This window comes from Actinomadura sp. SCN-SB (assembly GCF_043906805.1).
GTDB lineage: Bacteria > Actinomycetota > Actinomycetes > Streptosporangiales > Streptosporangiaceae > Spirillospora.
The window spans coordinates 1-22,886 of record NZ_JBIMPP010000059.1 but is presented as its reverse complement, the minus strand read 5'-3'; the positions used below and the strand labels follow the sequence as shown (position 1 = coordinate 22,886).

The window sequence follows — 22,886 nt, the reverse complement described above, 5'->3', positions numbered from 1 at the left end:
TCGTGACGGAAAGGGACGACAGGCACGCCCGCGAGCTCGCCGAGGAGCTGGCCAAGCACCCGGACGACCCGCGGTTCCGCGGACGGCGGCCCGGGGTGCGCGCGCCCCGGAAGGTGTCGCGCGAGGACGCCGACGCCGACACGGCCGGGATCGTGGGCGGCACGGGCACCAGCGGCGGTGGCGGGCCGCACGCCGGTGCGGACTTCGGCCGTACGGAGGGACGGCCGCCGCCGGACACGCCGCCCGACGACGACCTGGACGACACGGTGTTCGGCTCCGAGCCCAGCCCGCCCGAACGCTAGGGCCGCTCGCGCAGCGGACGGTACGCGGCGACGAAGAATTTCGAGGAGGCCAGCCGCAGGCTGAGCTTGCGGACGGCCGGGTGCAGCTTGCGCAGCTTGTCGCGGTGGTGCGGCTGGTCCTGGACCCAGGAGACGCGCGGCGAACGCCGCTCGCGGTAGGCGGTCAGCGCCTCGCCGATGGGACGGGTGCTGATCAGGTCGGCGAGGACCAGCGCGTCCTCCACCGCCATCGCGGCGCCCTGGGCGAGGTTGGGCGAGCTGGCGTGCGCGGCGTCCCCGATGAGGACGACGCGGCCCTCCGACCACACCGGCGGCGCCACCTCCTCGATCAGGCCGGGCAGCGCGTCGCCGCCCTGGTCGAGCAGGGCGGGGATGGGGTCGGCGAAGTCGCGGAATTCCGCCCGCCAGTTGTCGTTGAGCGACGGGTCGAGGCTGTCGCCCATGAGGTCGGCGTAGCAGTAGACCCGGTCGCCGCCGATCCCGACCGTGAGGAAGGCGCGGCCGGAGCCGGTGTAGAGGGTCCAGTCGCGGATGCCGGGGAAGCCCTCGGCGACGAACCGCCGGCACACCTGCCCGACGGGACGTGCCGCGCGGGCGCCGAAGACGAGACTTCAGTTCGCCCTCCAGGTCGCCGTGCCCTCCCAAGGCCAGGTCGGCCTCCAGCCGGCTTTCCAGGACGCGCAGTCTCAGCGCGTCGAGCCGGGCCGCCTCGGCACGCGCGAACGGCTGGTCGGCGAACTCGGCCAGCGCCGGTCCCCGCCACAGCGCCATGGCATCGCCGAGCAGCGCCGCGGCTCGGACGTGGTCTCCCTCGCCGAGCGCACCCGTCCCCTCTGCGGCGAGCCGCTCGAACCTGCGGAAGTCCAGCTCGTCGGCGCCCGCCCGCAGGACGTAGCCGCCGTCGCGGTTCAGCAGGCCCGCGTGCGGGCCGCGCGCCGCTGGTGCCGATGCTGGTGGTGACCGGTGCCGCCCTGCTCACCGGCGCCGCGGTACGGGCACGCCGCCAGACCGCCCGGCGCGACGCGTCCCGCCGGGCACTGGCCGACACCCTGGTCGAGCACGCGGCGCGGGGCGAGCGGGCGCGCATCGCGCGGGAGCCGCACGACGTGGTGGCGCACCACATCTCGATGATCGCGGTGCAGGCGGAGACGGCGCGGCTGGCCACTCCCGGCATGCCCGCCGAGGGCGAGAAGCGGCTGCTGGAGATCGGCGACACGGCACGGTCGGCGCTGGCCGAGATGCGGCGGGTGCTGGGCGTGCTGAGGGCCGACGCCGGGGAGGACGACCGGCGGCCTCAACCCGGACTGCGACAGCTCATCGCGCTGGTCGACGAGGCCAGGGACTCCACCGGCGCCGGCGCCCGGCTGATCGTCCGGGGCAGGGTGGCGCGGCTCGACCCCGGGCTGGAGCTCACCGCGTACCGCATCGTCCAGGAGGCGCTCACCAACGCCCGCCGGCACGCGCCGGGCGCGGCCGTGGACGTCGAGCTGGACTACGCCGCCGACCGGCTGCGGCTGCGCGTCCGCGACAACGGCCCCGGACTCCAGACGGCGGGCGGGGACGCGGGCGGGCACGGGCTGACCGGCATGCCGGAACGCGCGGCGATGGTCAACGGCACCCTGACGATCGGCTCCACTCCCGCGGGCGGCCTGGTCGTCGAGGCCGACCTGCCGATGGAAAGGCCGCCGCCATGAGCATCCGCATCGTCGTGGCCGACGACCAGGACGTGGTGCGCGCCGGGTTCGCCGGCGACGCGCCCGACGGCGCCGAGGCGCTGCGGCTGTGCCGCGCCGAGCGCCCCGACATCGTGCTGATGGACGTGCGGATGCCGGTGATGGACGGCATCGAGGCCACCCGCGGGATCGTGGCCGAGAGCGACGGCGACCGGCCCCGCGTCATCATGCTGACCACCTTCGACCTCGACGAGCACGTCTAGACGCGCTGGCCGCCGGCGCCAGCGGGTTCCTCCTGAAGGAGATGAACGCCGAGCGGCTGTTCGAGGCGGTCCGGGTGGTCGACGCGGGGCAGGCGCTGCTCGCGCCCACGGTGACCCGCCGGCTCATCACCGAGTTCGCCAGGATCCGGCCCGTCCGCCGGCCCGCGCCGCTGGACGTGCTGACGCCCCGCGAGGCCGAGGTGCTGCGGCTGCTGGCCGACGGCCTGTCCAACATCGAGATCGCCGACCGGCTGGTCGTCACCGAGGAGACGGTGAAGACCCATGTCAGCCGGCTGCCGGCCAAACTCGGGCTGCGCGACCGCACCCAGGCGGTCGTGCACGCCTACGAGACCGGGCTGGTGGTCCCCCGCGGCGACAGATGATCAGCTCGGCCTGGTGGCCTCCCGGTAGCGGTCGGACAGGTCGCGCAGCACCTCCACCAGTTCCGGTGGCCCGGCCACGGTGAACGGCACGCCCAGCAGGCCCAGATGGACGGCGAGGCTGTTCAGGCTGTCGGCCCCGGTGTGCAGCACGCAGGTGTTCTCGTCGACCGCCTCCACCCTGCCCACCGCGGGATTGATCCGTTCGATGATCCGCTCGGCCGGGGCGTGCACGGTGACGCCGGCGCGGTGCCGCCACGCCGCCGACGAGACGCCGCGCATGACGCGTTCGACGACGTTCTCGGGCGGCTCCACCGGGGTGAAGCGGGGACCGGTCGGCAGGCGCGGGACGAGCCGGTCGACGCGGAACGTCCGCCAGTCCGACCGGTCGGGATCCCACGCGACCAGGTACCAGCGCCGCCCCCAGTTGACCAGCCGATAGGGCTCGACGAGCCGGCGGCTCTCGGTGCCGTCGTAGTTGCGGTAGTCGAAACGCAGCCGCTCGTGGTCACGGCAGGCGAAGGTCAGCACGGCGAGCGTCTCACCGTCCACCCGCGGCGCCGACGAGGTCGCCGGTACCCGGACCGTGTAGGTCTGCAACGCGTTGACCCTGCGGCGCAGCCGGTCCGGCAGCACCTGCTCCAGCTTGGCCAGCGCCCGCTGGGACGTCTCCTCCACACCGGCGATCGTGCCGCCCGCCGCGGTGCGCAGGCCGACGGCCACCGCGACTGCCTCCTCGTCGTCCAGGACCAGGGGTGGCAGCCGCGCGCCCGCCCCGAGCCGGTAACCGCCCGCGGAGCCGCGCGTCGCGTTCACCGGGTAGCCGAGCGCACGCAACCGATCCACGTCGTTACGGATGGTGCGGGCGCTCACCTCCAAGCGTTCCGCCAGTTCTTTGCCCGTCCACTCGCGAGGTGTCTGCAACAGGGACAGCAGTCGCAGCAGCCGGGTCGAAGTGTCCAACATTTTTCCAGTGTTGCGGTTCATTAGGAACGGATCCTTCGGTCGGGAACGAGAAGATCTGGTTGACGTGCACGCCGATGATCCGGTCGCCGTGCCTGCGGCCCAGCTCGGGGCTGATGATGGCGCCGGCGTCGTTGCCGTGCGCGCCGATGTCGATCTCGGTGGTGAACTGCGGGAAGGCGTTGATCTTGGCCTCCCAGGCGCGCCAGTCGTACTCGTCGCGCCAGCGCGCCACGAGGTCCTGGACGAACGAGAGCGGTACGCCGTACTCCCAGCCGGGCTGGATCGGGCCCTTCTGGACGCCGTCGGTGACCTCGGCCTCGGGCAGCTCCTGCGTCCAGCGGGTGCGCGCCAGCCGGTCGGCGAGGTCGTCGAGGTCGACCTGGAGGACCTCGATGCGGAACGGCGTGATCTGCGTGGTTTCGTTCATGGGGCCTACATTAGGAGTGGTGACCCGGCCGAGTTCGAGGGGCTCACGCCCGAGGATTTGCAGTACATGCAGTTCCTGCAGGGCTTCGTCGGCCACTCCGTCCACGACAAGGCGCAGCAGGCGCAGCCCCAGACCCTCGCGCACGCGCTGGCCGACTCGCCCGCGGGCCAGCTCGCCTGGATCGGCCAGCTCCTGGCGGGCGTCCCCGACCGGGACGTGATCCTGACCAACGCCACCATCTACTGGCTGACCAACACCGCGGCCTCGGCCGGCCGCTTCTACTACGAGAACCACCACGCCGCGCCGGTGACCGAGCCCACCTCCTTCCCGATCGGCCTCGCCTCGTTCGCCTTCGACTTCCGGCCGCTGCGCCGCTTCGCCGAGCGCGACCACAAGAACATCGTGTCCTGGAACGAGTACGACCGCGGCAGCCACTGGGCCGCGCACGACGCCCCCGACCTGCTCATCGAGGACATCCGCGGCTTCTACCGCCGCTTCCGCTGACGAACCTCACCCCCCGGGCCGCTGGGCCGTCGACTCCGTCGGCGGCCCGGTCGCCGTGCGGCGGCCCGGAGATGTAAAGAACACTAGACATGATGTCTGGTTTGTTTTACATTCCCGGCATGGCGCTCGAAGAGAAACGCGCGTGGATCCTGGCGGTCGTGGCCGCCTGCGCCTACGCGGTCTACCTCGCCCTCGTCCTCCCGCGGCTGCTGGACGCCCCCGCCGCCGACGTCCCGTACGCGGCGGCGCTGCTGTGGACGGCCGGGATCGCGGTCGGCACGACGATCGCGCTGCACGTCGCGGTCAGGATGGCCGCGCCGCGCGACGACGGCCGGCGGGACGAGCGGGACCGCGAGATCGGGGTGTTCGGCGAGCACGTCGGGCACTCGTTCGTCGTCCTCGGCGCGGTCGCCGCCCTGCTGCTCGCGCTGGCCGAGGCCGACCACTTCTGGATCGCGAACGCGCTCTATCTGGCGTTCGCGCTGTCGGCGATCACCGAGTCGATCTCCAAGATCGCCGCCTACCGCCGGGGCGTCCCCCGGTGGTGAGGCCCACCAGGGTCACCAACTCCATCAGGGAGCTGCGGTTCGCCCGGGGACGGATGACCCAGGCCGAACTCGCCGACCGCGTCGGTGTGACCCGCCAGACCATCATCGCGATCGAGCAGGGCCGCTACTCGCCGTCCCTGGAGATGGCGTTCCAGATCGCGCACGCGCTCGGCGCCACGCTCGACGAGGTGTTCCAGTACCCCCAGGACGAAGGAGACCCACCATGAAAGCCATCGTCCAGGACGTCTACGGCGGCGCCCTGGAACTCCGCGACCTCGACCGTCCCGCGCCACGCGACGACGAGGTGCTGGTCCGGGTCCACGCGGCCGCCGTCGACTGGGGCGTCTGGCACGTCTCGACGGGCCGCCCGTACCTGTTCCGCCTCATCGCCGGATTCCGCGGCCCCCGCCAGAAGATCCAGGGCACCGACCTGGCGGGAACCGTGGAGGGAACGGGCTCGAAGGTGACCGCGTTCAAACCCGGCGACGAGGTCTTCGGCTCGTCCCCCGGCGCCTTCGCCGAGTACGTGTGCGTCAAGGAGCGCAGGCTCGCCCCAAGCCGCACGGCCTGACCGTCGAGGAGGCCGCCGCCCTGCCCACCTCCGGCGCCGTGGCCGTCCAGGCCCTCCGTGGCAAGGCGAAGGCCCGCCCCGGCCAGAAGATCCTGATCATCGGCGCGTCCGGCGGCAACGGCACCTTCGCGGTCCAGCTCGCCGCCGCCGACGGCCTGGAGGTCACCGGCGTCTGCGGCCCCGGCAAGGACGACCTGCTGCGCTCCCTGGGCGCCTCACAGATCATCGACTACACCACGCAGGATCCCACCGGCACCTCGACCCGTTACGACATCATCCTCGACATCGCGGGCAACCGCCCTCTCAACCGCCTCCGCCGCGCCCTGACCCCCAACGGCGTCCTGATCATGGCAGGCGGCGAGGACGGCGGCGCCGTCCTGGGTGGAATGGAACGCCAGTTCCGCGCTCTCCTCCTCACCCCGTTCATCCGCCAAAGGCTCCGCAACCTCCTGACCCTGGTCCGCAAGGACGACCTGCTCACCCTCACCGAACTGGCCGAAAACGGCACCCTCAAGCCGGTCATCGACCGCACCTACCCCCTAGCCGAGGCCGCCACCGCCCTCCACCACCTGGAAACAGGCCACCCACGAGGAAAACTGATCCTCACCACCTGATCCCGCCACCCAGACCCCCACGATCACACCCCGGCCACGAACGGTCGCCCAAGCGCTGCGATCGCGACCGAAGGCAGGGGCGAGCGCCAGCGAGACCCTGATCGCGAAGCGAGCCCCTGGGCGAGTCGAAGCGATGCAGCGATCGCCGCAAGCGCGACAAGCGACGAGCCGCCAGGCGAGGAGCGCAGCTCGCGCTTGCAATAAACACACGCTTGCTAAGTGACAGACGCCAGGTATGCCTCTGCTTTTTCTGGGTCCATCAGCCAGTTCTCCAGGTCCGGCGGGTTGGCGAAGCCGTAGGCGAACCGGTAGGCCACCTCCTCGACCTCGTTGGCCGTTCCCAGGATCTTCAGCAGGTGTTCGGGTGGCGGGCCCAGCATGAGGTTCGTGAAGCCGGTCGGGTGGCGCGCGTACTCCCAGTAGGCGTCGAAGGTCCGCTGCATCCAGTCGGTGTCGAACGGCCGGTCGCCGTGCTCGACGATCGCGCGGAAGTAGGTTTCCGCGCAGCGCACCGCGTTGTTGGCGCCCTGGCCGGTGACCGGGTCGTTCGCCACGACCACGTCCCCCATGCCCAGTACCGCGGCCGAGTCCGACAGGCGCGCGACCGGGTGCCGGACGGTCGGCGCGTAGCCTCCGTACAGGACGCAGCGGGCGTCGGTGGGCTCGGCCCCGACGGTCAGCTCGTACTCCCAGGGCGCGTACTGGCGCATCATGTCCAGCGTGCGGGTCAGGTGGTCCTCCGGGGCCGGGTGGTCGGACCAGCAGTCGAACGGCCCGCCCGGCACCGCCTCCCACAGCAGGATGTCGCACGGGCCGGAGTTGGTGAGGCCCGGCATGTAGAACAGCTCGCCCACCCCGGGCGTGACGTTGATGCGCACGTGCGGCTCGGGATAGTCGGGGCGGGGACGCATGCCGTGCACGTAGATGCACGACAGGTGGCGCTGCGGACGGTCGTAGGGCGAGCGGGACGCGTCGCGGTCGAACAGCTCGACCAGCTCCCCCTTGCCCGCGGCGATCAGGGTCAGGTCGTACAGCGCCGCCAGGCCCTCCAGGTCGGAGGTCATCACGCCGTGGTAGACCACGTTGCCGCCGCGCGACTCGAACAGTTCGAGCCAGCCCGACATCTTGACCCGCTGGTCGACCGACTGGGCGTAGTCGTCCCACCGCCCGATGAAGTCCAGCGCCTTCTGGCCGGGCGGGCCGGCGACCACCGAGCGCTGCCCGACGATGCGGGGCGCCTGGTCCTCCCACTGGTTGAGGCCGTGTTCGCGCTCGATGCGGAGCTGCGGCCAGAAGATGCACTGAGTGGACATGATCCGGCCGGTGCGGATCTCCTCGGGGGTACGGGCGGACATCACCGTCACCTCGTAGCCCTCGGATTGCAGGCTCAGCGCAAGCTGAAGACCGGCCTGTCCGGCGCCGACGATCAGGATCCTGCGCAACGCTTCCTCCTTGCGGCGGCCCACCGGCGGGGGTGACGGGGGCCGGGTCGGGGTCAGGGAGTGGTGAGCGCGCCCGGACGCGGGCCCGCGGTGGCGCGCATGGTGTGCGCCAGCGCCTCGGTCAGCACCCGCGCCACCGAGCCGCGGTCGCGGGCGTCGCAACTGGTCAGCGGGATCTCGGGCGGCAGCCGCAGCGCCTCCCGCACGGCGGGCAGCGGGTGCGTGCTGATCCCGTCGAACAGGTTGACGGCCACGATGAACGGGACGTCGGAGTCGTTCTCAAAGTAGTTCACCGCGGGGAAGGACACGTCCAGGCGCCGCGTGTCCACCAGCACCACCGCGCCGCTCGCGCCGCGGCACAGGTCGTCCCACATCGGCCAGAAGCGCGGCTGGCCGGGCGTCCCGAACAGGTACAGCACCAGGTCGGGCGCCAGCGTGATCCGGCCGAAGTCCATCGCGACGGTGGTGGTGGTCTTGCCGTCGGCCTCGCCCAGCGGGTCGATCGTGCGGGCGGCCTGAGTCATCCACGCCTCGGTGTTGACCGGGGGGATCTCCGAGATCGCGCCGACCAGCGTCGTCTTGCCCACGCCGAAGCCGCCGGCGACCACGATCTTCGCCGACTCCACCGAGCGCGGGGGGAGGGGCCCCGTCCGGGGGTCAGGCGAGCTGCCGTAGACCATCGATCACTCTCTCCAGAAGGCGCGGGTCGTACGGGGAGGTGGTCTCCGGGCCGATCTCGATCCGCTCCCCCGCGGCCAGATCGCTCAGCAGCACCCGGGTGACCCCCAGCGACACCCCGCAGTGGGCGGACAGCTCCGCCACCGACTCGCTCACGATGTGGACCCTGTCGTACAGCGCCTTGGCCTCGGGCAGGAGCCGGGACGCGAACGCCGGGTCGTACTCGCGTCCCGAGACCAGGGTGTGCACCAGCAACTGGCGGCGGCCGCTGGTGCGCCCGCCGGTCAGCACGTAGGGCCGCACCCACGGGTGGGCGCTCATGAGGCGTGTCCCGCGGCCGTCATCCTGCGCAGGTCGTCGCGCATCTGCGGGGTCAGCACATGCCCGACGCTCTGCACGAGCTGGGTCATGCGGTACGCGACGGCGCCCAGGTTCGCGCCCTCGTTGACCAGCACGGCGAGCCCGGCCAGGCTGCCGATGCTCATGAACAGGAAGTGCCCCGAGGGGAACTTCAGCATCACCTGCTCGCAGCCGCTCTCGCCGACCCTGCGGGCGATGCTGTTGCCCAGGCTGATCATCCCGCTGGTCATCGCCGCCATCGGGTCGGCGAAGTCGGCGGGCATCGAGCCGGAGCCGACCAGCGCCAGCCCGTCGGAGGACACCAGCAGCGCGTGCGCCACCCCCGGCGTGCCGGAGGCGAAGTCGTTGAGCAGCCAGCCGAAGTCCTCCGGGCGGCGTGGGCGCCCGCGCTCGGCGTTGACGGTCATGATGCGGATCGTCCTTCCGGGCCTTCTCGGTCTTCCTCGGGGGTGCCGGCGGCGGGGTCGCCGCCCTCGCGCGCCTCGCGCTCGCCCTCCGTGAACGCCTCCAGGTCCGCGGCGAACGACCGGGCCGCCTCCACCGGGTCGCGTTCCGTTCCGGCGTCCGGGGCGGGCGGTTCCCCGCCCTCGGCGCGGCGCAGGCTCATGCTCTCCCTGCGCGGCAGTTCGCCCCCGTTGCCGGACGGCCGGGACGGTACGGGCTCCAGCGGCCGGTGCGAGGGGCGCTCGGCCCGATGCGCCATGGTCAGGTGCGCCAGCGAGCGGTCGTCGGCGCCGGCCGGGCGCACGGCCCCGTGATCGGACGGCTCGGCGGGGATCTCGCACAGCAGCGCGGGCGGTATGACCACCATCGCGATCGTGCCGGTGTCCGCGCCGCCGACGGACGGGCGGCAGGCCAGCTGGACGCCGATGCCGTGCTTGCGCGCCAGCCGGTGGACGACGGGAAAGCCGGTGTGCCGCCCGGTGTCGGCGTCGATCGGCGGGACGGGGCCCGCGAGCAGCGCGTTGATGGCGCGCACGCGCTCGGGGTCCATGCCGATGCCCGCGTCCTCGATGCGCAGCATCACCGCGCCGTTGTCGAGCAGGTGGGCGCTGACCGTCACGGTGGACGGCGAGTAACGGGTGGCGTTGTCGAGGAGCGCCACGACCAGGGAGGCCACGTCGTCGGACGCGTACGCCACGACGGCGAGGTGGACGACCTTGCCGATGACGACCTGGGTGTAGCGCTCGATCGAGGACTCGGCCATGCGGAACACGTCCACCAGCGAGGTGGTGCGGCCGTCCAGTTCCTCGGCGCCGGCACCGCCGAGCACGCGCAGGTCGCGGGCGGCCCGGCGCATCCGGGTGACGGCATGGTCGACCTCGTAGAGCAGCCGGAGCCGTTCGGGGTCGTCCTCCCCTGCCTCCAACTTGTCCATCGCCGGGCGGACGTGCTCGGCCAGCAGCAGCACCTGCTGCGCGAACTGCTCGCAGACGACCGGCCAGGCCGCCGGGTCGTCCCCTGGCGGGGGGTGCGGGGCCGGCGGGGGCAGAAGGGCTTGCGAGGGTACGGCCTGGGCGGCGGGCGGGGACCACGCCGGGGGCGCCGCGGGGGTGGACCTCTTGAGCCATCTCACGATGGGTCACCACCGCCGCTCGCGCACCACGGAACGTCCCGGCCGCGGGGAGCCCGATCCATGAATCGCGGGTCCTTCCCGATACGGGGCGAGGCACGCAACAGGGTGGCAGAGGGATCCCGCACGGGCAATCCAGGTCGGAAAATCCACGGGGTTTTAGCGATATCGCGTGCTTTATCCCTTTTCCCGGGAGGGCGCCTCCCCATCCCGGCCCCGCGCGGGGCCGGGATGGGGCCGGGACGTCAGCCTCCGGCCGCCCGGATCACCTTGGCGGCCACGGCGTCCGGGACCTCGGCGTAGGAATGGAAGCGCATCGTGTAGGCGCCACGGCCGGAGGTCGCGCTACGCAGCGAACCGATATATCCGAACATTTCCGACAATGGCACGAGTGCGTCGATCGTCCGTGCGCCCGACCGTTCCCCGAGCGCCCGGACCTGGCCCCGGCGCGCGTTCACGTCGCCGATGACCTCGCCCATGTACTCGGCCGGAGTGATGACCTCGACGGCCATCACCGGTTCGAGCAGCACCGGCGACGCCTGCGCCACGGCCTCCTTGAAGGCCATGGCGCCCGCGGTGCGGAACGCCCACTCCGAGGAGTCCTCGGTGTGGAAGTCGCCGTCGAGCAGGATGACGCGCACGCCCGTCAGCTCGTACCCGGCCAGGACGCCGAACTGCATCGCCTCCTGGCAGCCCGCGTCCACCGAAGGGATGAAGTCCTTCGGGATCCGGCCGCCGGTGACCCGGTTGACGAACTCGTACGCGGCGTCCCCGCCCCCTTCGGCCCGATCGTCCGGCTCGATCGGCTCGACCGCGATGCGCACCTTGGCGTAGTGCCCCTTGCCTCCGTTCTGCTTGCGGAACAGGACCTCGGCCGCCGGGACCGCCCGCCTGATGGTCTCCCGGTAGGCGACCCTCGGACGGCCGACCGCGGCCTCGACCCGGTACTCCTCCCTCATCCGGTCGACCAGCACCTCCAGGTGGAGCTCGCCCATGCCGCCGATGACGGTCTGGCCGGTCTCCTCGGAGGTGTGCACGCGGAACGACGGGTCCTCCTCGGCCAGCCGCTGGATGGCGGTGGCGAGCCGGTCCTGGTCGCGCCGCGACCTGGGCTCGACCGCGACCTCGATGACCGGCGCCGGGAAGTCCATCGGCTCCAGGACCACCGGGTCGGAGGCGGCGCACAGCGTCTCGCCGGTGACGGTCCTCTTCAGGCCCATCACGGCGACGATGTCGCCCGCGCCCGCCGCGCCGATCTCCTCCCGGGACGCGGCGTGCACCCGGTAGATCTTGCCGATCCGCTCCCGGACGCCCTTGACCGGGTTCAGCACCGTGCCGCCCGTCTCCAGCCGTCCCGAGTAGATCCGGACGAAGGCGAGCCGGCCCAGATGCGGATCGGTCACGATCTTGAAGGCCAGCGCCGCCAGCGGCTGGTCGTCCGACGGGCCGCGCCGCACGACCGCGCCCGCGCGCGCCCCCGGACCGGCGGGCTCGCCCTCGACCTCCCCCGCGTCCAGAGGCGACGGCAGGTACCGCACGATCGCGTCCAGCAGCGGCTGCACGCCCTTGTTCCGGAACGCCGTGCCGCACAGCACCGGTGTGATCGTGACGTCGCCGGACGCGCCGGAGGCGAGGGTGAGCGCGCGGATCGCGGCGTGCACCTGCTCCTCGGACGGCTCGCCGCCGCCGAGGTACAGCTCCATGAACCGCTCGTCGTGCTCGGCGAGCGTGTCCAGCAGCGCGGCGCGCATGCGCGCGGCCTCCTCCGCCAGCTCGTCCGGGACGGGGACCACGTCGTACGCCTCGCCCGGCCCGGCCTCGCCCGGCCAGACCAGCGCGCGCATCCCGACCAGGTCGACGACGCCGGTGAAGCCGGCCTCGGAACCGATGGGAAGCTGGACGACCAGCGGCACCGCGCCCAGCCGGTCGGCGATCATCCGGACGCAGCCGGCGAAGTCGGCGCCCGCGCGGTCCAGCTTGTTGACGAAGCAGATCCGCGGCACGCCGTACCGGTCGGCCTGCCGCCACACCGTCTCCGACTGCGGCTCCACCCCGGCGACGCCGTCGAACACGGTCACCGCGCCGTCGAGCACCCGCAGGCAGCGTTCCACCTCGACGGTGAAGTCGACGTGGCCGGGCGTGTCGATGAGCGTGATGGCGTGATCGGCGCCGTCCACCGTCCAATGGCAGGTCGTCGCGGCGGCGGTGATCGTGATGCCGCGCTCGCGCTCCTGCTTGAGGAAGTCCATGACCGCGGCGCCGTCGTGCACCTCACCGATCCGGTACGAGACGCCGGTGTAGTAGAGGATCCGCTCCGTGGTGGTGGTCTTGCCCGCGTCGATGTGGGCCATGACCCCGATGTTGCGGACGGCGGCCAGTCCCAGACGGGTGGCGACCATGACGATCCTCCTTCGGCGCTCGCTGCGGACTCGTTCTGATCACCGCGAACGGTATCCGCGCGGGGTCGAACGGCACCAAAGGTTTTCCGGGCATCGCGGAGGCGGCCGCGGCTCAGCCCACGCGCTCCCCGTACATCTCGCCCAGCGGGTCGGCCAGCAGTTCGAGCCGGGCGCCGTCGGGGTCGCGGAAGTACAGCGAGACCTCGCTCTCCACCTGGTACGGGACGCCGGCCGCGTCGAGCTTGCCGCGCAGCCGCTCCCACTGGGCGGGCGCGACGGAGATCGCGATGTGGTGCAGCCCGCCCAGGACCTCCGCGTACGGGCCGAGGTCGAGCCCGGGGAAGTCGAAGAAGGCCAGCAGGTTGCCGTTGCCGACGTCGAAGAAGAAGTGGTTGGAGCCCGGGTAGTCGCGGTTCTCGAAGATCTCGGTCAGCGGGAACTCCAGCAGCTCCTGGTAGAACCGGATCGTCCGCTCGACGTCGCCGGACACCAGGGCCATGTGGTGCAGCCCGCGCGCCGAGCTGGGCGCGCGTTCGGCGGGCTCGGTGAGGTACCGCCGCCGCAGGCGGTCGCGCTCGGCCGCGATCGCGGCAAGGTCTGTCATGGGTAGCCCCCCATCGTGCCGGGACGTCCACGATAGCCCCGCGGACGGCGCGCGACCGGGATCAGCGCTCGCGGCGCAGGCTCCTCAGGAAGCGGCGCAGCACGGACCGCACCGGCTCCGGTCCCGGGTCCTGCTCGGTGGACTGGGCCGGAGCGTCCCCCTGCGGGGAGGCGTGCGCCGGGGAGACCGGTCCCGGGCCGGAATCGGCCAGCTCGTACCGGACGGGCAGCGAGCGCAGGCCGCGGATCAGCGGGGACGGGCGCCAGGGAAGCTGGTCGGCGGGCAGGGTCAGCGTGAGCGCGGAGCACCGCTCGAACAGCCGGCTGATCGCGATGGTGACGACGGTCGTGGCGAGTTCGCGTCCCAGGCACTCGTGCGCGCCCGCGCCCCAGGCCAGGTGCGCGCGCGTGCTGTAGAGCGCGTCGGAGTCGAGGCCGCCGGCGAACGCGGGGTCGGCGTGCGCGGCGGCGACCGAGAGCATCACCGGCTCGCCCGCGCCGATCGTGAACTCGCCCAGCCGGGTGTCCACCGACGGGCAGCGGAAGCTCAGGTTGTGCATCGGCGGGTTGGTGATCACCACCCGGTTGATCGTCTCCCGGATCATGCCGACCGACAGCGCCGCCCTGGCCCGGGGCCCGCCGCCGATCACCTCGGCCATCGTGTTGCCGATGAGGATGCCGATGTAGTCGCCGATCACGCCCACCAGCATCATCAGCTCGCGGGACAGCTCGTCGATCGTGAAGCCGGGGTACGCGGCCAGCATGAGGGAGGGCAGGTCGTCGCCGGGCCTGGCCATCTTCTCCGCGCCCAGCTCGGCCAGCGCGGCCAGCAGGCGGTCGAGCGCCGCGGTGGAGTCGGGCCCGGCGTCCAGCACCCGCCACATGTCCATGAGCACGCCGTCGCCGGCCTCGCCCTCGAAGCCCAGCAGCCGGTCGACCACCATCAGCGGCAGCGGCCTCGCGTACTGGGCGCACAGGTCGGCGAAGCCGGTGGGGCCGCCTTCGGTCATCACGTCGATCAGCTCGTCGGCGTAGCGGGTGGCGGCGGCGCGCAGCCTCCGCGCCTGCGGGTGCGAGGCGTCCTGGAACGGCGTCAGCGCCTCGGCGTACGCGGCGCGCAGCGCGCGCAGGCGCTCACCTTCCTGGAAGATGACGTGGTTGACCTCGAAGGCGGGACGCAGCGGCCAGTCGGCGGGAACGCGGCCGTCGGCCCACGCGCGCCAGTCGGTCAGCCGCTTGCTCCAGATGCCCCGGTGGTTGCGCAGGACCTCCAGCACCTGCGAATACCCGAGGACGAGCCACACCGGCACGCCGAGCACCTCCACCGGCGCGACCGGCCCGTACTTGGCCCGCAGCCGCTCGAACACCAGGGCGGGCCGCGTGTCGTAGTCCCGGGTCATCAACGGCTCCAGGGCCACGGTCTCCAGGGACTCCCCGTGGCTCGCGGCCCCCAAGGTACGCCGGTAGGCGTCCATGCCTCACCCCTCCCCCTCGGCACATCGGGATCAGCACTTTAGCGAGATCGGGTGTGACATAAACGGAAATTGCGGATGTGCTAAAGGGCGTCGAGCAGCCGGTGGAGGATTCCGGCGCTCGCCTCAGGTGGCGGCGCCTCGTCCACGACGCCGTTCAGTATGTTCAGGTAGTGCCGGATCTCGCCTGGCTCGTTCGGGTACAGGGCGTCGGCCGGTCGTTCCAAATAGAGCACGTCGGGATACGCACGGTCCGGGACGCGCAGCAGGCACACCGGGTCGAGGGCCGCGTCCGCCGCGGCGGGCCGGACCTGAAGCGTGACATTCGCCCACGCGGACATCTTCAGCAGGTGCTCGATCTGGCCGCGCATCGTCGCGGCGTCGCAGACGTCGGCCCGCAGGGCGCGCTCGTCCACGACCGCCCACAGCCGCGGCGGGTCCGAGCGGCGGTGCACGATCCGCTGGCGGAGCATGCGCAGCTCGACACGGCGCTCGATGCGCTCCGGCGGATCGCCACGGTGCCAGGCGGCGATCGTCGCGCGCGCGTAGTCCTCCGTTTGCAGCAGCCCCGGGACGTACTCGGGCTCGTAGACGCGGACCAGGCTCGCGGACGGCTCCACCTCCAGGTAGGTCTCGAACCACCTGGGCACCACATCCCGGTAGGCATGCCACCAGGTGCCGCTCCCGGCACCGCCCGATCCATCCGCTCGGCCCGCTCCGCCCGTCCCACCGGCGCCGGAGGTCAGCCAGGTGCCGCCGGCCCCGCTCAGGTCGTCGATGTAGGCGTGCGGGGCTCGATCGCGACCGTTCTCAGACATCACACTGACCCGCCCGATCGTCATGGTCACCAAGGTTCGCGTCCCCGACATGATTCCATCGCGGGACGGTAGATCGGGCACTCGGCACATTGCGGCCAGTCTCCGATTTACCGGACGTCCGTGATGCGCGTCCCGACACGTCCTGGGACGGGCTCAGGAACGGGTGCGTCCGACCCCCGCGAGCGTGTAGGTGTACTCGTGCTTGTCGACCTGCTCCTCGGACGGGTCGCCGCGCCACTCCGAGGTGTAGGTCAGGCCCGGCTCCACCAGGTCCAGCGGGGCGACGATGCGCTCGATCTCCGCGCGGGACCGCCCCCAGAAATGCGAGGTGCTGGGCTGGAACACGCGCCCGACGTCCTCGCTGGACTCCGGCGCGGGCTCCTGCGTGATGTGGGTGAAGACCACGTACCCGTTCGGCAGCGCCCTGGCCAGCCGGGCGACGGCCTCCACGGCCTCCGCCTCGTCCTTGATGAAGTGCAGCACCCGGTCGAGGATCACCGCCGTGGGCCGGTCGAGGTCGAGCAGCCCGCGCACCCGCGGCTCGTCCAGCACCGCGTCCGGGCGCACCGGGTCCGACCGTTCCACCAGCGTGTCGACGTTGCCGGTCAGCAGTGCCCGCGCGTGCGCGAGCACCACCGGGTCGGAGTCGGCGAACACGACCCGGGCGCCGGGCGCCACCGCGGCCGCGACCTCGTGCGCGTTGCCGCTCGCCGGCAGCTTGGAGCCGATGTCGACGAACTGGCGGACGCCCAGCCCCGCCAGGTACCGCACCGCCCTCCCGATGAACAGGTGGTTCTGCCGCGCCGCCGTCCTGGCCTGGGGAATGATCTCCAGCAGCCGCTCGGCCACCCTCCGGTCGGCCTCGTAGTTGTCCTTGCCGCCGAGCAGATAGTCGTAGATCCGCGCCGTGTTGGGCGTCGCGAGGTCGACGCCCGTCGGTGCCCACTCGCCCGCCGGCATGCCCCCACCTCCGTACTCGCCACGCCCGCTCGCCACGCCGGCTCGCCACGTGCTCGCCACGTGCTCGCCACGTATGCGCCACCACTCGTACGCGATCCGTGATGACGACCATAACGTCCTGGACGTCCGTGTCACCCTTCAACTCCGGTGCTGCTGTGCGGGGCGCCGACCGGCTTGGACTCGGGCGAGCCGCGTTGCCGCAGGTAGATCGACAGCACCACCATGGACGCCACGGCCAGGAACTCCGACTGCCAGTTCTGCATCGTCCGGTTCCAGAACTCCGGCCGGCCCAGGTACCCGGGCCAGGAGACGGTGTCCTCGTGCTCCGCGAGCCGGTCGGCGTTGTAGGCGACCCAGCCGGTGAGGGACTGCGCCGCCCAGGAGCCGAAGAACACCGCCGCCATGACGAGGCCGAGCGAGTTGGCGAACAGCACGCCGCGCAGGCCGGTGGCGCGCGCCGGCCTGGGCGACTCCGGCCCGGCGTACTCGCCCACCTTCTGGTCTCTCGCGCTCTCCCTGCCCTCCTTGCCCGGTTCCTTGGACTCGGGCGAGCCGCGCTGCGTGAGCCAGACGGTCACATAGATGAAGAGGAAGAACTGGAGGTACTCCGACTGCCAGTTCTCGGTCACGTCCACCGCGAACCGCGAGCCGGTCAGGTAGTCGGCCATGCCGACCGGAGGCGCGCCCTGCGCGGCCTGCCGCTCGTTGAACAGCGCGAGACCGGAGAACGCCTGCCCGGCCAGCGCACCGGCCAGCGCGACCAGGAAGAACAGCGTCAGCGCGTTCTCCCGGAGCCAGGTCCTCATCGGTGCAGCAGCCCGATCGCGGCGAAGTACGCCAGCCCGGTCACGATGATCGTCAGGGTCAGGGCGAACACCGTTCTCATGGGCCCGCCCTCCTAGGTCGAGACGTCACAGTCGTACGGGCGGTCGTCGCGCGGCTCGCAGCCGGCCGCGGTGACGCGCCAGCCGCTCCCCCAGCGTGTGAGGAACACGGTGTCGGCGCCGGCGCGGACGCGGGCCTGGTCCGCCCACACCTCCACGGGGCCGAGCGGCCCGCCCTTCAGCCCGAGCCGGAGGATCTGCTGGTCGCAGCGCGCATCGCCCGTCTCCAGTGAGCTCGCGGCCCGCGGCACGAGGCGGGCGCACGCCGCGTGGCCGTCGCCGTTGCGTACGTCCCGGAACAGACCGTTCGCCGCGGCGCGCACGCCGTCCTTGTCGGATCCCGTACCGCACCCCGCGCACAGGCCCGCGCACACGACCACCACGGGGAGGGCCATCACGACCAGCCGCGAACCCCCACAACGCATGCCCCCGCCTTACCCAGCGACGTGGAAGGGGAACACGGCGCGATGGCCGGCACGGCACCGCGCGGAAAGTGGTGATCACGCATTGACTCACGGCACTTCATGATCCACTCTGGGCTCGACCGTACCGGCCGGCGGTCGCACCAGCGTTCTTCGATCCATGCCCCCCACCGCTTGCACAACGGGAGATCGAATGCTCCGACGCCCCTCGGTCGGGCGTACCACCCGCGTGCTGGCCGCCGCGCTGACCTCCGCCGCCCTCGTCGCAGTGCCCCTGCACTCCGACGCGGTCGGCGTGGGCAGCGCCGTCACCCGCACGGCACCTGGCTCGACCATTCCAGCGCCCAAAGACTTCTTCGGCTTCGCCATGGGGACCACCGGCAAGCTCGCCGGCTTCGACCGGATCAAGCAGTACTTCCGCTTGATCGGCGACCGCTCGGACCGGGTCGACTACAAGGTCGTGGACAAGACGACCATGAACAACGACTACCCGGTCCTGTTCATCAGCTCACCGCGGAACCTGCGCGACCTGGGCCGGATCGTCAAGGACAACCAGCGCCTGGCCACGCCCGGGATCTCCGAGTCGGAGGCGCGGCGGCTCTCGGAGCGTTCCAAACCCGTCTACCTGATCGAGGGCAGTCTCCACTCCACCGAGGTCGGCAACACCCAGGCCCTCGTGGACATCGTGCACCGCTTCGCCACCGAGAAGTCGGCCTACACCGACAACGTGCTGGACAACGTGGTGCTGATGGTGATCCCGTCCGGGAACCCCGACGGGCAGCACATGGTCGTGGATCACTTCAACAAGACCGAGGGCACCCCGTACAACCGCGTGTACCCGGACCTGTACCACAAGTACGTCGGGCACGACAACAACCGCGACTGGTTCATGTTCACCCAGCGTGAGACACGGACGCGGGTACGGCTCGAACAGACCTACCGTCCGGTCGCCGGGCACTACATGCACCAGGCGGGGACCGGCAACCCGCGGATCTGGGCGCCGCCCTTCGACGAGCCGCTCGGCAACGGCGTGGACCCCATCACGATCCAGTCGGCCAACTCCCTCGGCCAGTCGGTGGTGCGCGACCTCGTCGCGGGCAACAAGAAGGGCGTCCAGACCGACGACGCCTACGGCATCTTCTGGAACGCCGACGTGTCGGGCTACAACTCCTTCATCGGCACCTCGCTGTTCCTGACCGAGATCGCCTCCGTGCGGGACCTGGCGCTGCCGTTCAAGAGCTCCGACGGCAGGCCGCTGGGCTCGCAGACCAAGTCGATGCGGAACTTCCTGCCCTACGACAGCGACACGTGGACGCTGGAGCAGATCGTCGACTACGCCAAGACGGCGGCCTACGCGGGCATGAAGTACATCGCCGACAACCATGAGTCGTGGCTGTACAACAACCTGTACCGGACGACGAAGAACGGCACGGCGCTGCCGGACATCCAGCCGGGCACGCCCGAGGCGTACGTGATCCCGGCCGGGCAGCGCGACCCCTTCGCCGTGTACGAGATGCTGAAGGTCCTCGAGTTCGGCCTGGTGGACATCCAGCAGGCCAAAAAGGCGTTCACCGCGGGCGGCAAGACCTACCCGGCGGGCTCGTACGTGCTGCGCACCCGGCAGCCGCTGGGCCGCTGGATCCACCAGTTGCTCCAGGCCGACGACTATCCCGAGCAGTCGGCGCGCAAGTGCGCGGACTGCCCGCTGATCATGCCGTACAGCGAGACCACCGACAATCTGGGGATGCTGCTGGGCGTCGACGTCGAGCCGATCGACAAGCCGTTCACGGCCTCGCTGCGGAAGGTGGCGAAGGTCGTGCCGCAGCCGGTGACGATGCCGGCGAACCCGCGCGGCGCGTACCTGGTGGCGCCCGAGTCGTACGGTGTGGCGCACGTGCTGTCCCGGCTGCAGAAGGCCGGCGTGCCGGTGTTCCGCTCCGGTGAGACGTTCAAGGCGGCGGGACGGACGTTCGCGCCCGGCACCGTCGTCGTCCCGCCCACGCACGCCGCGCGCCAGGCGCTCCAGTCGGTCGCGGCCGGCACCGGCATCCCGGTGTACGGCACGGACTCGATGCCGAAGGTGGACGGCTTCACCCTCAAGCCGGGCACCCGCGTCGGGCTGATCCGCGGCGCCAACAACATGCCCGGCGGCTGGATGACGTGGATGCTCGACCAGTACGGGATCGACTACACGGTCGTGGGCGCCGACGACTACGCCGACCTGCGCGGGAAGTACGACACGATCGTGCTGGCGGACGGCGTGTCCCGGAACACCATCGTCAACGGGCTCGACCCGGCCAAGAATCCGCCGCAGTTCGCGTGGGCGCGCGGCGTCGGCGAGGAGGGCTGGAACAAGCTGGGCGACTTCGTGTCGGGCGGCGGCAACCTCGTCGCGATCGGCAGCGGCTCGGAGACCGCGCGGCAGCTGCTGAACCTGCCGGTGCAGAACGCCACGCCCACCGACCGTTCCGAGTTCAGCGCGCCCGGCGCGCTGCTGCGCGCCTCCTACAAGCCGGACGTCCCGGCCGCGTGGGGCATGCCGGAGAAGTGGCCGGTCTGGTTCAACCAGGACGCCGCCTACCGCGTCACCGGCGAGGCGACGGTCGCGTCCACCTACCCCGGTGACGGCGACCTGCTCGCCAGCGGGTACGCCCACGGGACCGAGGCGCTGGGCGGTCTGGCCAACGTGGTCAGCTTCGATGTCGGCAAGGGCCACGCGACCCTGGCCGGCAGCGAGATCACCTTCCGGTCCTGGCCGCGGGTGACCTGGCCCATCGTGATCAACTCGATCTACCACGGCCCGTCGAAGGAGGGCCGCCCGGCCTCCCTCGGCTGAGCACGGCACCCCCCACGGCGCCCCGTCCCGTGTCTTGGGACGGGGCGCCGTGCGCGTGTCTGGAAGGATGGGGCGCATGGGTCAGGTCACGGCTACCGCAGAGAAGACCATCGGCGCGGGCGCGGACAGGGCGTTCGAGGCGCTGAGCGATTACCAGGGCACCCGGTCGAAGATCCTGACCGGGCATTTCAGCGAGTACGAGGTCCGCGAGGGCGGCCAGGGCGAGGGCACCGTCGTGCACTGGAAGCTGGCGGCGACCAGCAAGCGGGTGCGCGACTGCCTGATGACGGTGACCGTTCCCGAGGAGCGCACGCTGGTGGAGCGGGACGCCAACTCCTCGATGGTCACGACCTGGTCGGTCTCCCCCGCGGGCGAGGGCGCGCGGGTCCGGGTGACGACCACGTGGAACGGCGCGGGCGGCGTCGGCGGCTTCTTCGAGCGGACGTTCGCGCCGCGCGGCCTCCAGCGCATCTACGACGAGCAGTTGGCCAAGCTCGACTCCGAGCTGACCGGGTGAGCCTCCGTTCCCTTCGCGGGGAGGGATACAAGCGCCGCTCGGCGCGGGTCCTGCTCCTGGACGGCGACGACCGGCTGCTGCTGTTCCGGTTCGCCGAGCGGCACACGCCCGGCGTCGACCACTACTGGCTCACGCCGGGCGGTGGCGTCGGCGAGGACGAGGGGCTGGCCGAGGCGGCGGCGCGCGAGCTGCGCGAGGAGACCGGCCTCGTGGTCGAACCGGCGGAGCTGGGCGCCCCGGTCGCGGTCACGTCCGGCTACGCCGACCTCGGCTGGATCCGCGGGACGCTGCGGGACGACTTCTTCCTGTATCGCACGCACGCGCACGAGGTCGACACCACCGGCCAGGAGGACTTCGAGCGCTCGCAGGTCACCGGTCACCGCTGGTGGACGGTGGACGAGCTGGCCACCACGCAGGACGTCGTCTACCCGCTGGGACTCGTCCCGCTCCTGAGGGAGCTGCTGGCCGGGCACGTCCCGGCGGAGCCGGTCGAGCTTCCCTGGCACCATTAGCCACCGGTTAGTCGCCGTCCAGCGCGGCGCGGGCGCGTTCGACCTCGGGCGGCAGGCGGCGGCGGTCGCGGGCGACGCTCGGCCAGGTGCGGGCGGCGTCGGCGAGAGCGCCCCTGCCGTCCGGTGTCGCGAGCGCCGCGAGCACCTCCTTGCCGAACGCGGGCAGCGGGCGGCGCAGCCACGCGGTGAGCAGCCGGTTGCGCATCTGCCTGCGGAGCCTGAGCGCGGGGTCGGGCCGTTGCGAGGAGGGATGGTGGTGGACGACCAGCTCGGGCAGGTAGGCCAGGCCCCAGCCGGCGGAGGCCAGGTCGAGCGCCAGCAGTTCCTCCTCGCCGCCGAAGTGCAGCGTGCCGGAGAAGCCGCCGGCGTCCAGGAACGCGTCCCGGCGGACCAGCGCGGCGCAGGCCAGGAAGCCGAGCACGGCGCGTCCCGGCAGGTGCTCGGGGTGGCCGAGCGGCGAGCGGGCCATCTCCTCCGACACCGGTTCGAGCCGCTCGTCCTCGCCGACCAGCACGCGCGCCGTCACCAGGGCGGTCCGCGGGTAGGCGTCCATGGTGCGGGCGGCGCGGCGCAACGCTCCGGGCGCCCACCAGGAGTCGTCGTCGGCGAAGGCGACGTAGGGCGTGTCCGCCTCGCGGACGCCGATGTTGCGGGCGGCGGCGCCCCGGTTCTCCGGGAGCCGGATCAGCCGCGCCCCGGCCTCCCGCGCCACGTCCGCGGTGCCGTCCGTGGAGCCGTTGTCCACCACGATCACCGGCGCCTCGTGCCGGGGCAGGCTGTGGCGCAGCTCGCCGGCCCGGTCACGGGTCATGACCACGATGGTGACGTCGTCCTCCATGGCGGTGTCCTCCGGGGCTCGCGGGTCTAGCTGACGTAGCGGCGGGCGCGGGAGCGCCGCTGGGGCTCGTCCAGGGTCCGCAGGCGGGCCTCGACCGCGGGCGGCACCGGACGGCGCTCGCGGATCACCCACGGGACGCCCCGTGCCGCCCGGAGCAGCGCGGCGGCCGTGACCCGGTCGCGGGGCACGCGGCGCAGCAGCCCGCCGGTGCGCCGCAGGGCGCTGGGCAGCGGCCTGCGCAGCCAGGTGGTCCACAGGGCGTTGCGGACGCCGTCCATCCGGCGCCGGTGCGGTTCGCGCAGCCGCGACGGCCGGTGGTGGACG

Annotated in this window: 26 protein-coding genes and 3 pseudogenes; 11 read left to right on the top strand and 18 right to left on the bottom strand. The window is 72.1% G+C overall.

Annotated elements, in window-relative coordinates:
• The first annotated feature begins 2 nt into the window (after positions 1 to 2).
• Positions 3 to 302 (top strand): hypothetical protein, encoded by a 300-nt coding sequence (locus ACGWYJ_RS29655; protein ID WP_395109729.1) that lies wholly within the window; start codon positions 3 to 5, stop codon positions 300 to 302.
• On the opposite strand, the gene ACGWYJ_RS29650 is transcribed toward ACGWYJ_RS29655, so the two are convergent.
• Both ACGWYJ_RS29650 and ACGWYJ_RS29645 read right to left on the bottom strand, forming a co-directional pair.
• Positions 299 to 871: an FAD-dependent monooxygenase gene (locus ACGWYJ_RS29650; RefSeq protein WP_395109728.1), complete on the bottom strand. Its 573-nt coding sequence runs from the start codon at positions 869 to 871 to the stop codon at positions 299 to 301. The two genes, ACGWYJ_RS29655 and ACGWYJ_RS29650, sit on opposite strands and share 4 nt — an antisense overlap.
• 91 nt (positions 872 to 962) lie before the next feature.
• Positions 963 to 1,169, bottom strand: a pseudogene (locus tag ACGWYJ_RS29645) (BTAD domain-containing putative transcriptional regulator); the annotation flags it as partial.
• An 80-nt stretch (positions 1,170 to 1,249) separates the two neighbouring features.
• On the opposite strand from ACGWYJ_RS29645, the gene ACGWYJ_RS29640 reads away from it, so the two are divergent.
• Both ACGWYJ_RS29640 and ACGWYJ_RS29635 read left to right on the top strand, forming a co-directional pair.
• Positions 1,250 to 1,996, top strand: coding sequence for a sensor histidine kinase (locus ACGWYJ_RS29640; protein ID WP_395109727.1), 747 nt, complete (start codon positions 1,250 to 1,252; stop codon positions 1,994 to 1,996).
• Positions 1,993 to 2,621, top strand: a pseudogene (locus tag ACGWYJ_RS29635) (response regulator). The gene ACGWYJ_RS29640 and the pseudogene ACGWYJ_RS29635 overlap by 4 nt, the downstream one beginning before the upstream one ends.
• Here the strand turns inward: ACGWYJ_RS29635 and ACGWYJ_RS29630 are convergent.
• Both ACGWYJ_RS29630 and ACGWYJ_RS29625 read right to left on the bottom strand, forming a co-directional pair.
• Positions 2,622 to 3,584, bottom strand: a complete 963-nt coding sequence (locus ACGWYJ_RS29630) for a helix-turn-helix transcriptional regulator (RefSeq protein ID WP_395109726.1) — start codon at positions 3,582 to 3,584, stop codon at positions 2,622 to 2,624.
• Complete coding sequence (locus ACGWYJ_RS29625; protein ID WP_395109725.1) at positions 3,469 to 4,107, bottom strand: epoxide hydrolase N-terminal domain-containing protein; 639 nt, start codon at positions 4,105 to 4,107, stop codon at positions 3,469 to 3,471. The genes ACGWYJ_RS29630 and ACGWYJ_RS29625 overlap by 116 nt, the downstream gene beginning before the upstream one ends.
• On the opposite strand from ACGWYJ_RS29625, the gene ACGWYJ_RS29620 reads away from it, so the two are divergent.
• The 5 genes from ACGWYJ_RS29620 (at position 4,078) to ACGWYJ_RS29600 (ending at position 6,248) form a co-directional block, all read left to right on the top strand.
• Positions 4,078 to 4,515 (top strand): hypothetical protein, encoded by a 438-nt coding sequence (locus ACGWYJ_RS29620; RefSeq protein ID WP_395109724.1) that lies wholly within the window; start codon positions 4,078 to 4,080, stop codon positions 4,513 to 4,515. The two genes, ACGWYJ_RS29625 and ACGWYJ_RS29620, sit on opposite strands and share 30 nt — an antisense overlap.
• Before the next feature lie 119 nt (positions 4,516 to 4,634).
• Positions 4,635 to 5,063, top strand: a complete 429-nt coding sequence (locus tag ACGWYJ_RS29615; protein ID WP_395109723.1) for a hypothetical protein — start codon at positions 4,635 to 4,637, stop codon at positions 5,061 to 5,063.
• The gene (locus ACGWYJ_RS29610; RefSeq protein ID WP_395109722.1) at positions 5,057 to 5,290 is read left to right on the top strand and encodes a helix-turn-helix transcriptional regulator; all 234 of its coding nucleotides are present in this window, start codon (positions 5,057 to 5,059) and stop codon (positions 5,288 to 5,290) included. The genes ACGWYJ_RS29615 and ACGWYJ_RS29610 overlap by 7 nt, the downstream gene beginning before the upstream one ends.
• On the top strand, positions 5,287 to 5,634 hold the full coding sequence (locus ACGWYJ_RS29605) for an alcohol dehydrogenase catalytic domain-containing protein (RefSeq protein WP_395109721.1): 348 nt from the start codon (positions 5,287 to 5,289) through the stop codon (positions 5,632 to 5,634). Before ACGWYJ_RS29610 ends, ACGWYJ_RS29605 begins: the two co-directional genes overlap by 4 nt.
• Positions 5,592 to 6,248: an NAD(P)-dependent alcohol dehydrogenase gene (locus tag ACGWYJ_RS29600; protein ID WP_395109720.1), complete on the top strand. Its 657-nt coding sequence runs from the start codon at positions 5,592 to 5,594 to the stop codon at positions 6,246 to 6,248. The genes ACGWYJ_RS29605 and ACGWYJ_RS29600 overlap by 43 nt, the downstream gene beginning before the upstream one ends.
• Positions 6,249 to 6,463: 215 nt before the next feature.
• On the opposite strand, the gene ACGWYJ_RS29595 is transcribed toward ACGWYJ_RS29600, so the two are convergent.
• The 12 genes from ACGWYJ_RS29595 to ACGWYJ_RS29540 form a co-directional block, all read right to left on the bottom strand.
• Positions 6,464 to 7,690: a styrene monooxygenase/indole monooxygenase family protein gene (locus ACGWYJ_RS29595; RefSeq protein ID WP_395109719.1), complete on the bottom strand. Its 1,227-nt coding sequence runs from the start codon at positions 7,688 to 7,690 to the stop codon at positions 6,464 to 6,466.
• A gap of 53 nt (positions 7,691 to 7,743) precedes the next feature.
• Entirely contained in the window at positions 7,744 to 8,370 is a 627-nt protein-coding gene (locus tag ACGWYJ_RS29590; RefSeq protein ID WP_395109718.1) for an ATP/GTP-binding protein, read from the bottom strand.
• On the bottom strand, positions 8,348 to 8,689 hold the full coding sequence (locus ACGWYJ_RS29585; protein ID WP_395109717.1) for a DUF742 domain-containing protein: 342 nt from the start codon (positions 8,687 to 8,689) through the stop codon (positions 8,348 to 8,350). Before ACGWYJ_RS29585 ends, ACGWYJ_RS29590 begins: the two co-directional genes overlap by 23 nt.
• The gene (locus tag ACGWYJ_RS29580; RefSeq protein WP_395109716.1) at positions 8,686 to 9,135 is read right to left on the bottom strand and encodes a roadblock/LC7 domain-containing protein; all 450 of its coding nucleotides are present in this window, start codon (positions 9,133 to 9,135) and stop codon (positions 8,686 to 8,688) included. The genes ACGWYJ_RS29585 and ACGWYJ_RS29580 overlap by 4 nt, the downstream gene beginning before the upstream one ends.
• Positions 9,132 to 10,304: an ATP-binding protein gene (locus ACGWYJ_RS29575; RefSeq protein ID WP_395109715.1), complete on the bottom strand. Its 1,173-nt coding sequence runs from the start codon at positions 10,302 to 10,304 to the stop codon at positions 9,132 to 9,134. The genes ACGWYJ_RS29580 and ACGWYJ_RS29575 overlap by 4 nt, the downstream gene beginning before the upstream one ends.
• A gap of 242 nt (positions 10,305 to 10,546) precedes the next feature.
• On the bottom strand, positions 10,547 to 12,700 hold the full coding sequence (fusA, locus tag ACGWYJ_RS29570) for an elongation factor G (protein WP_395109714.1): 2,154 nt from the start codon (positions 12,698 to 12,700) through the stop codon (positions 10,547 to 10,549).
• 112 nt (positions 12,701 to 12,812) lie between these two features.
• Complete coding sequence (locus tag ACGWYJ_RS29565; RefSeq protein WP_395109713.1) at positions 12,813 to 13,304, bottom strand: VOC family protein; 492 nt, start codon at positions 13,302 to 13,304, stop codon at positions 12,813 to 12,815.
• Positions 13,305 to 13,365: 61 nt separating this feature from the next.
• On the bottom strand, positions 13,366 to 14,778 hold the full coding sequence (locus ACGWYJ_RS29560) for a cytochrome (RefSeq protein WP_395109712.1): 1,413 nt from the start codon (positions 14,776 to 14,778) through the stop codon (positions 13,366 to 13,368).
• 80 nt (positions 14,779 to 14,858) lie between these two features.
• Positions 14,859 to 15,593 (bottom strand): DUF5753 domain-containing protein, encoded by a 735-nt coding sequence (locus tag ACGWYJ_RS29555; protein ID WP_395109711.1) that lies wholly within the window; start codon positions 15,591 to 15,593, stop codon positions 14,859 to 14,861.
• A 153-nt stretch (positions 15,594 to 15,746) separates the two neighbouring features.
• A complete protein-coding gene (locus ACGWYJ_RS29550) occupies positions 15,747 to 16,553 on the bottom strand; it encodes an SAM-dependent methyltransferase (RefSeq protein WP_395109710.1) in 807 nt (268 codons plus the stop codon).
• A 131-nt stretch (positions 16,554 to 16,684) separates the two neighbouring features.
• A complete protein-coding gene (locus tag ACGWYJ_RS29545; protein ID WP_395109709.1) occupies positions 16,685 to 17,359 on the bottom strand; it encodes a DUF6766 family protein in 675 nt (224 codons plus the stop codon).
• Between the two features lie 92 nt (positions 17,360 to 17,451).
• Entirely contained in the window at positions 17,452 to 17,862 is a 411-nt protein-coding gene (locus ACGWYJ_RS29540) for a hypothetical protein (RefSeq protein ID WP_395109708.1), read from the bottom strand.
• Between the two features lie 190 nt (positions 17,863 to 18,052).
• On the opposite strand from ACGWYJ_RS29540, the gene ACGWYJ_RS29535 reads away from it, so the two are divergent.
• From ACGWYJ_RS29535 to ACGWYJ_RS29525, 3 genes are all read left to right on the top strand, one after another.
• The gene (locus tag ACGWYJ_RS29535) at positions 18,053 to 20,695 is read left to right on the top strand and encodes a M14 family zinc carboxypeptidase (protein WP_395109707.1); all 2,643 of its coding nucleotides are present in this window, start codon (positions 18,053 to 18,055) and stop codon (positions 20,693 to 20,695) included.
• Positions 20,696 to 20,771: 76 nt separating this feature from the next.
• A complete protein-coding gene (locus ACGWYJ_RS29530) occupies positions 20,772 to 21,212 on the top strand; it encodes an SRPBCC family protein (protein WP_395109706.1) in 441 nt (146 codons plus the stop codon).
• A complete protein-coding gene (locus ACGWYJ_RS29525; protein WP_395109705.1) occupies positions 21,209 to 21,724 on the top strand; it encodes an NUDIX hydrolase in 516 nt (171 codons plus the stop codon). Before ACGWYJ_RS29530 ends, ACGWYJ_RS29525 begins: the two co-directional genes overlap by 4 nt.
• Positions 21,725 to 21,731: 7 nt before the next feature.
• Here ACGWYJ_RS29525 and ACGWYJ_RS29520 read toward each other — a convergent pair whose 3' ends face one another.
• Together ACGWYJ_RS29520 and ACGWYJ_RS29515 are read right to left on the bottom strand one after the other, a co-directional pair.
• Positions 21,732 to 22,562, bottom strand: coding sequence for a glycosyltransferase family 2 protein (locus tag ACGWYJ_RS29520; RefSeq protein WP_395109704.1), 831 nt, complete (start codon positions 22,560 to 22,562; stop codon positions 21,732 to 21,734).
• A gap of 26 nt (positions 22,563 to 22,588) precedes the next feature.
• Positions 22,589 to 22,886, bottom strand: a pseudogene (locus ACGWYJ_RS29515) (glycosyltransferase family 2 protein); the annotation flags it as partial.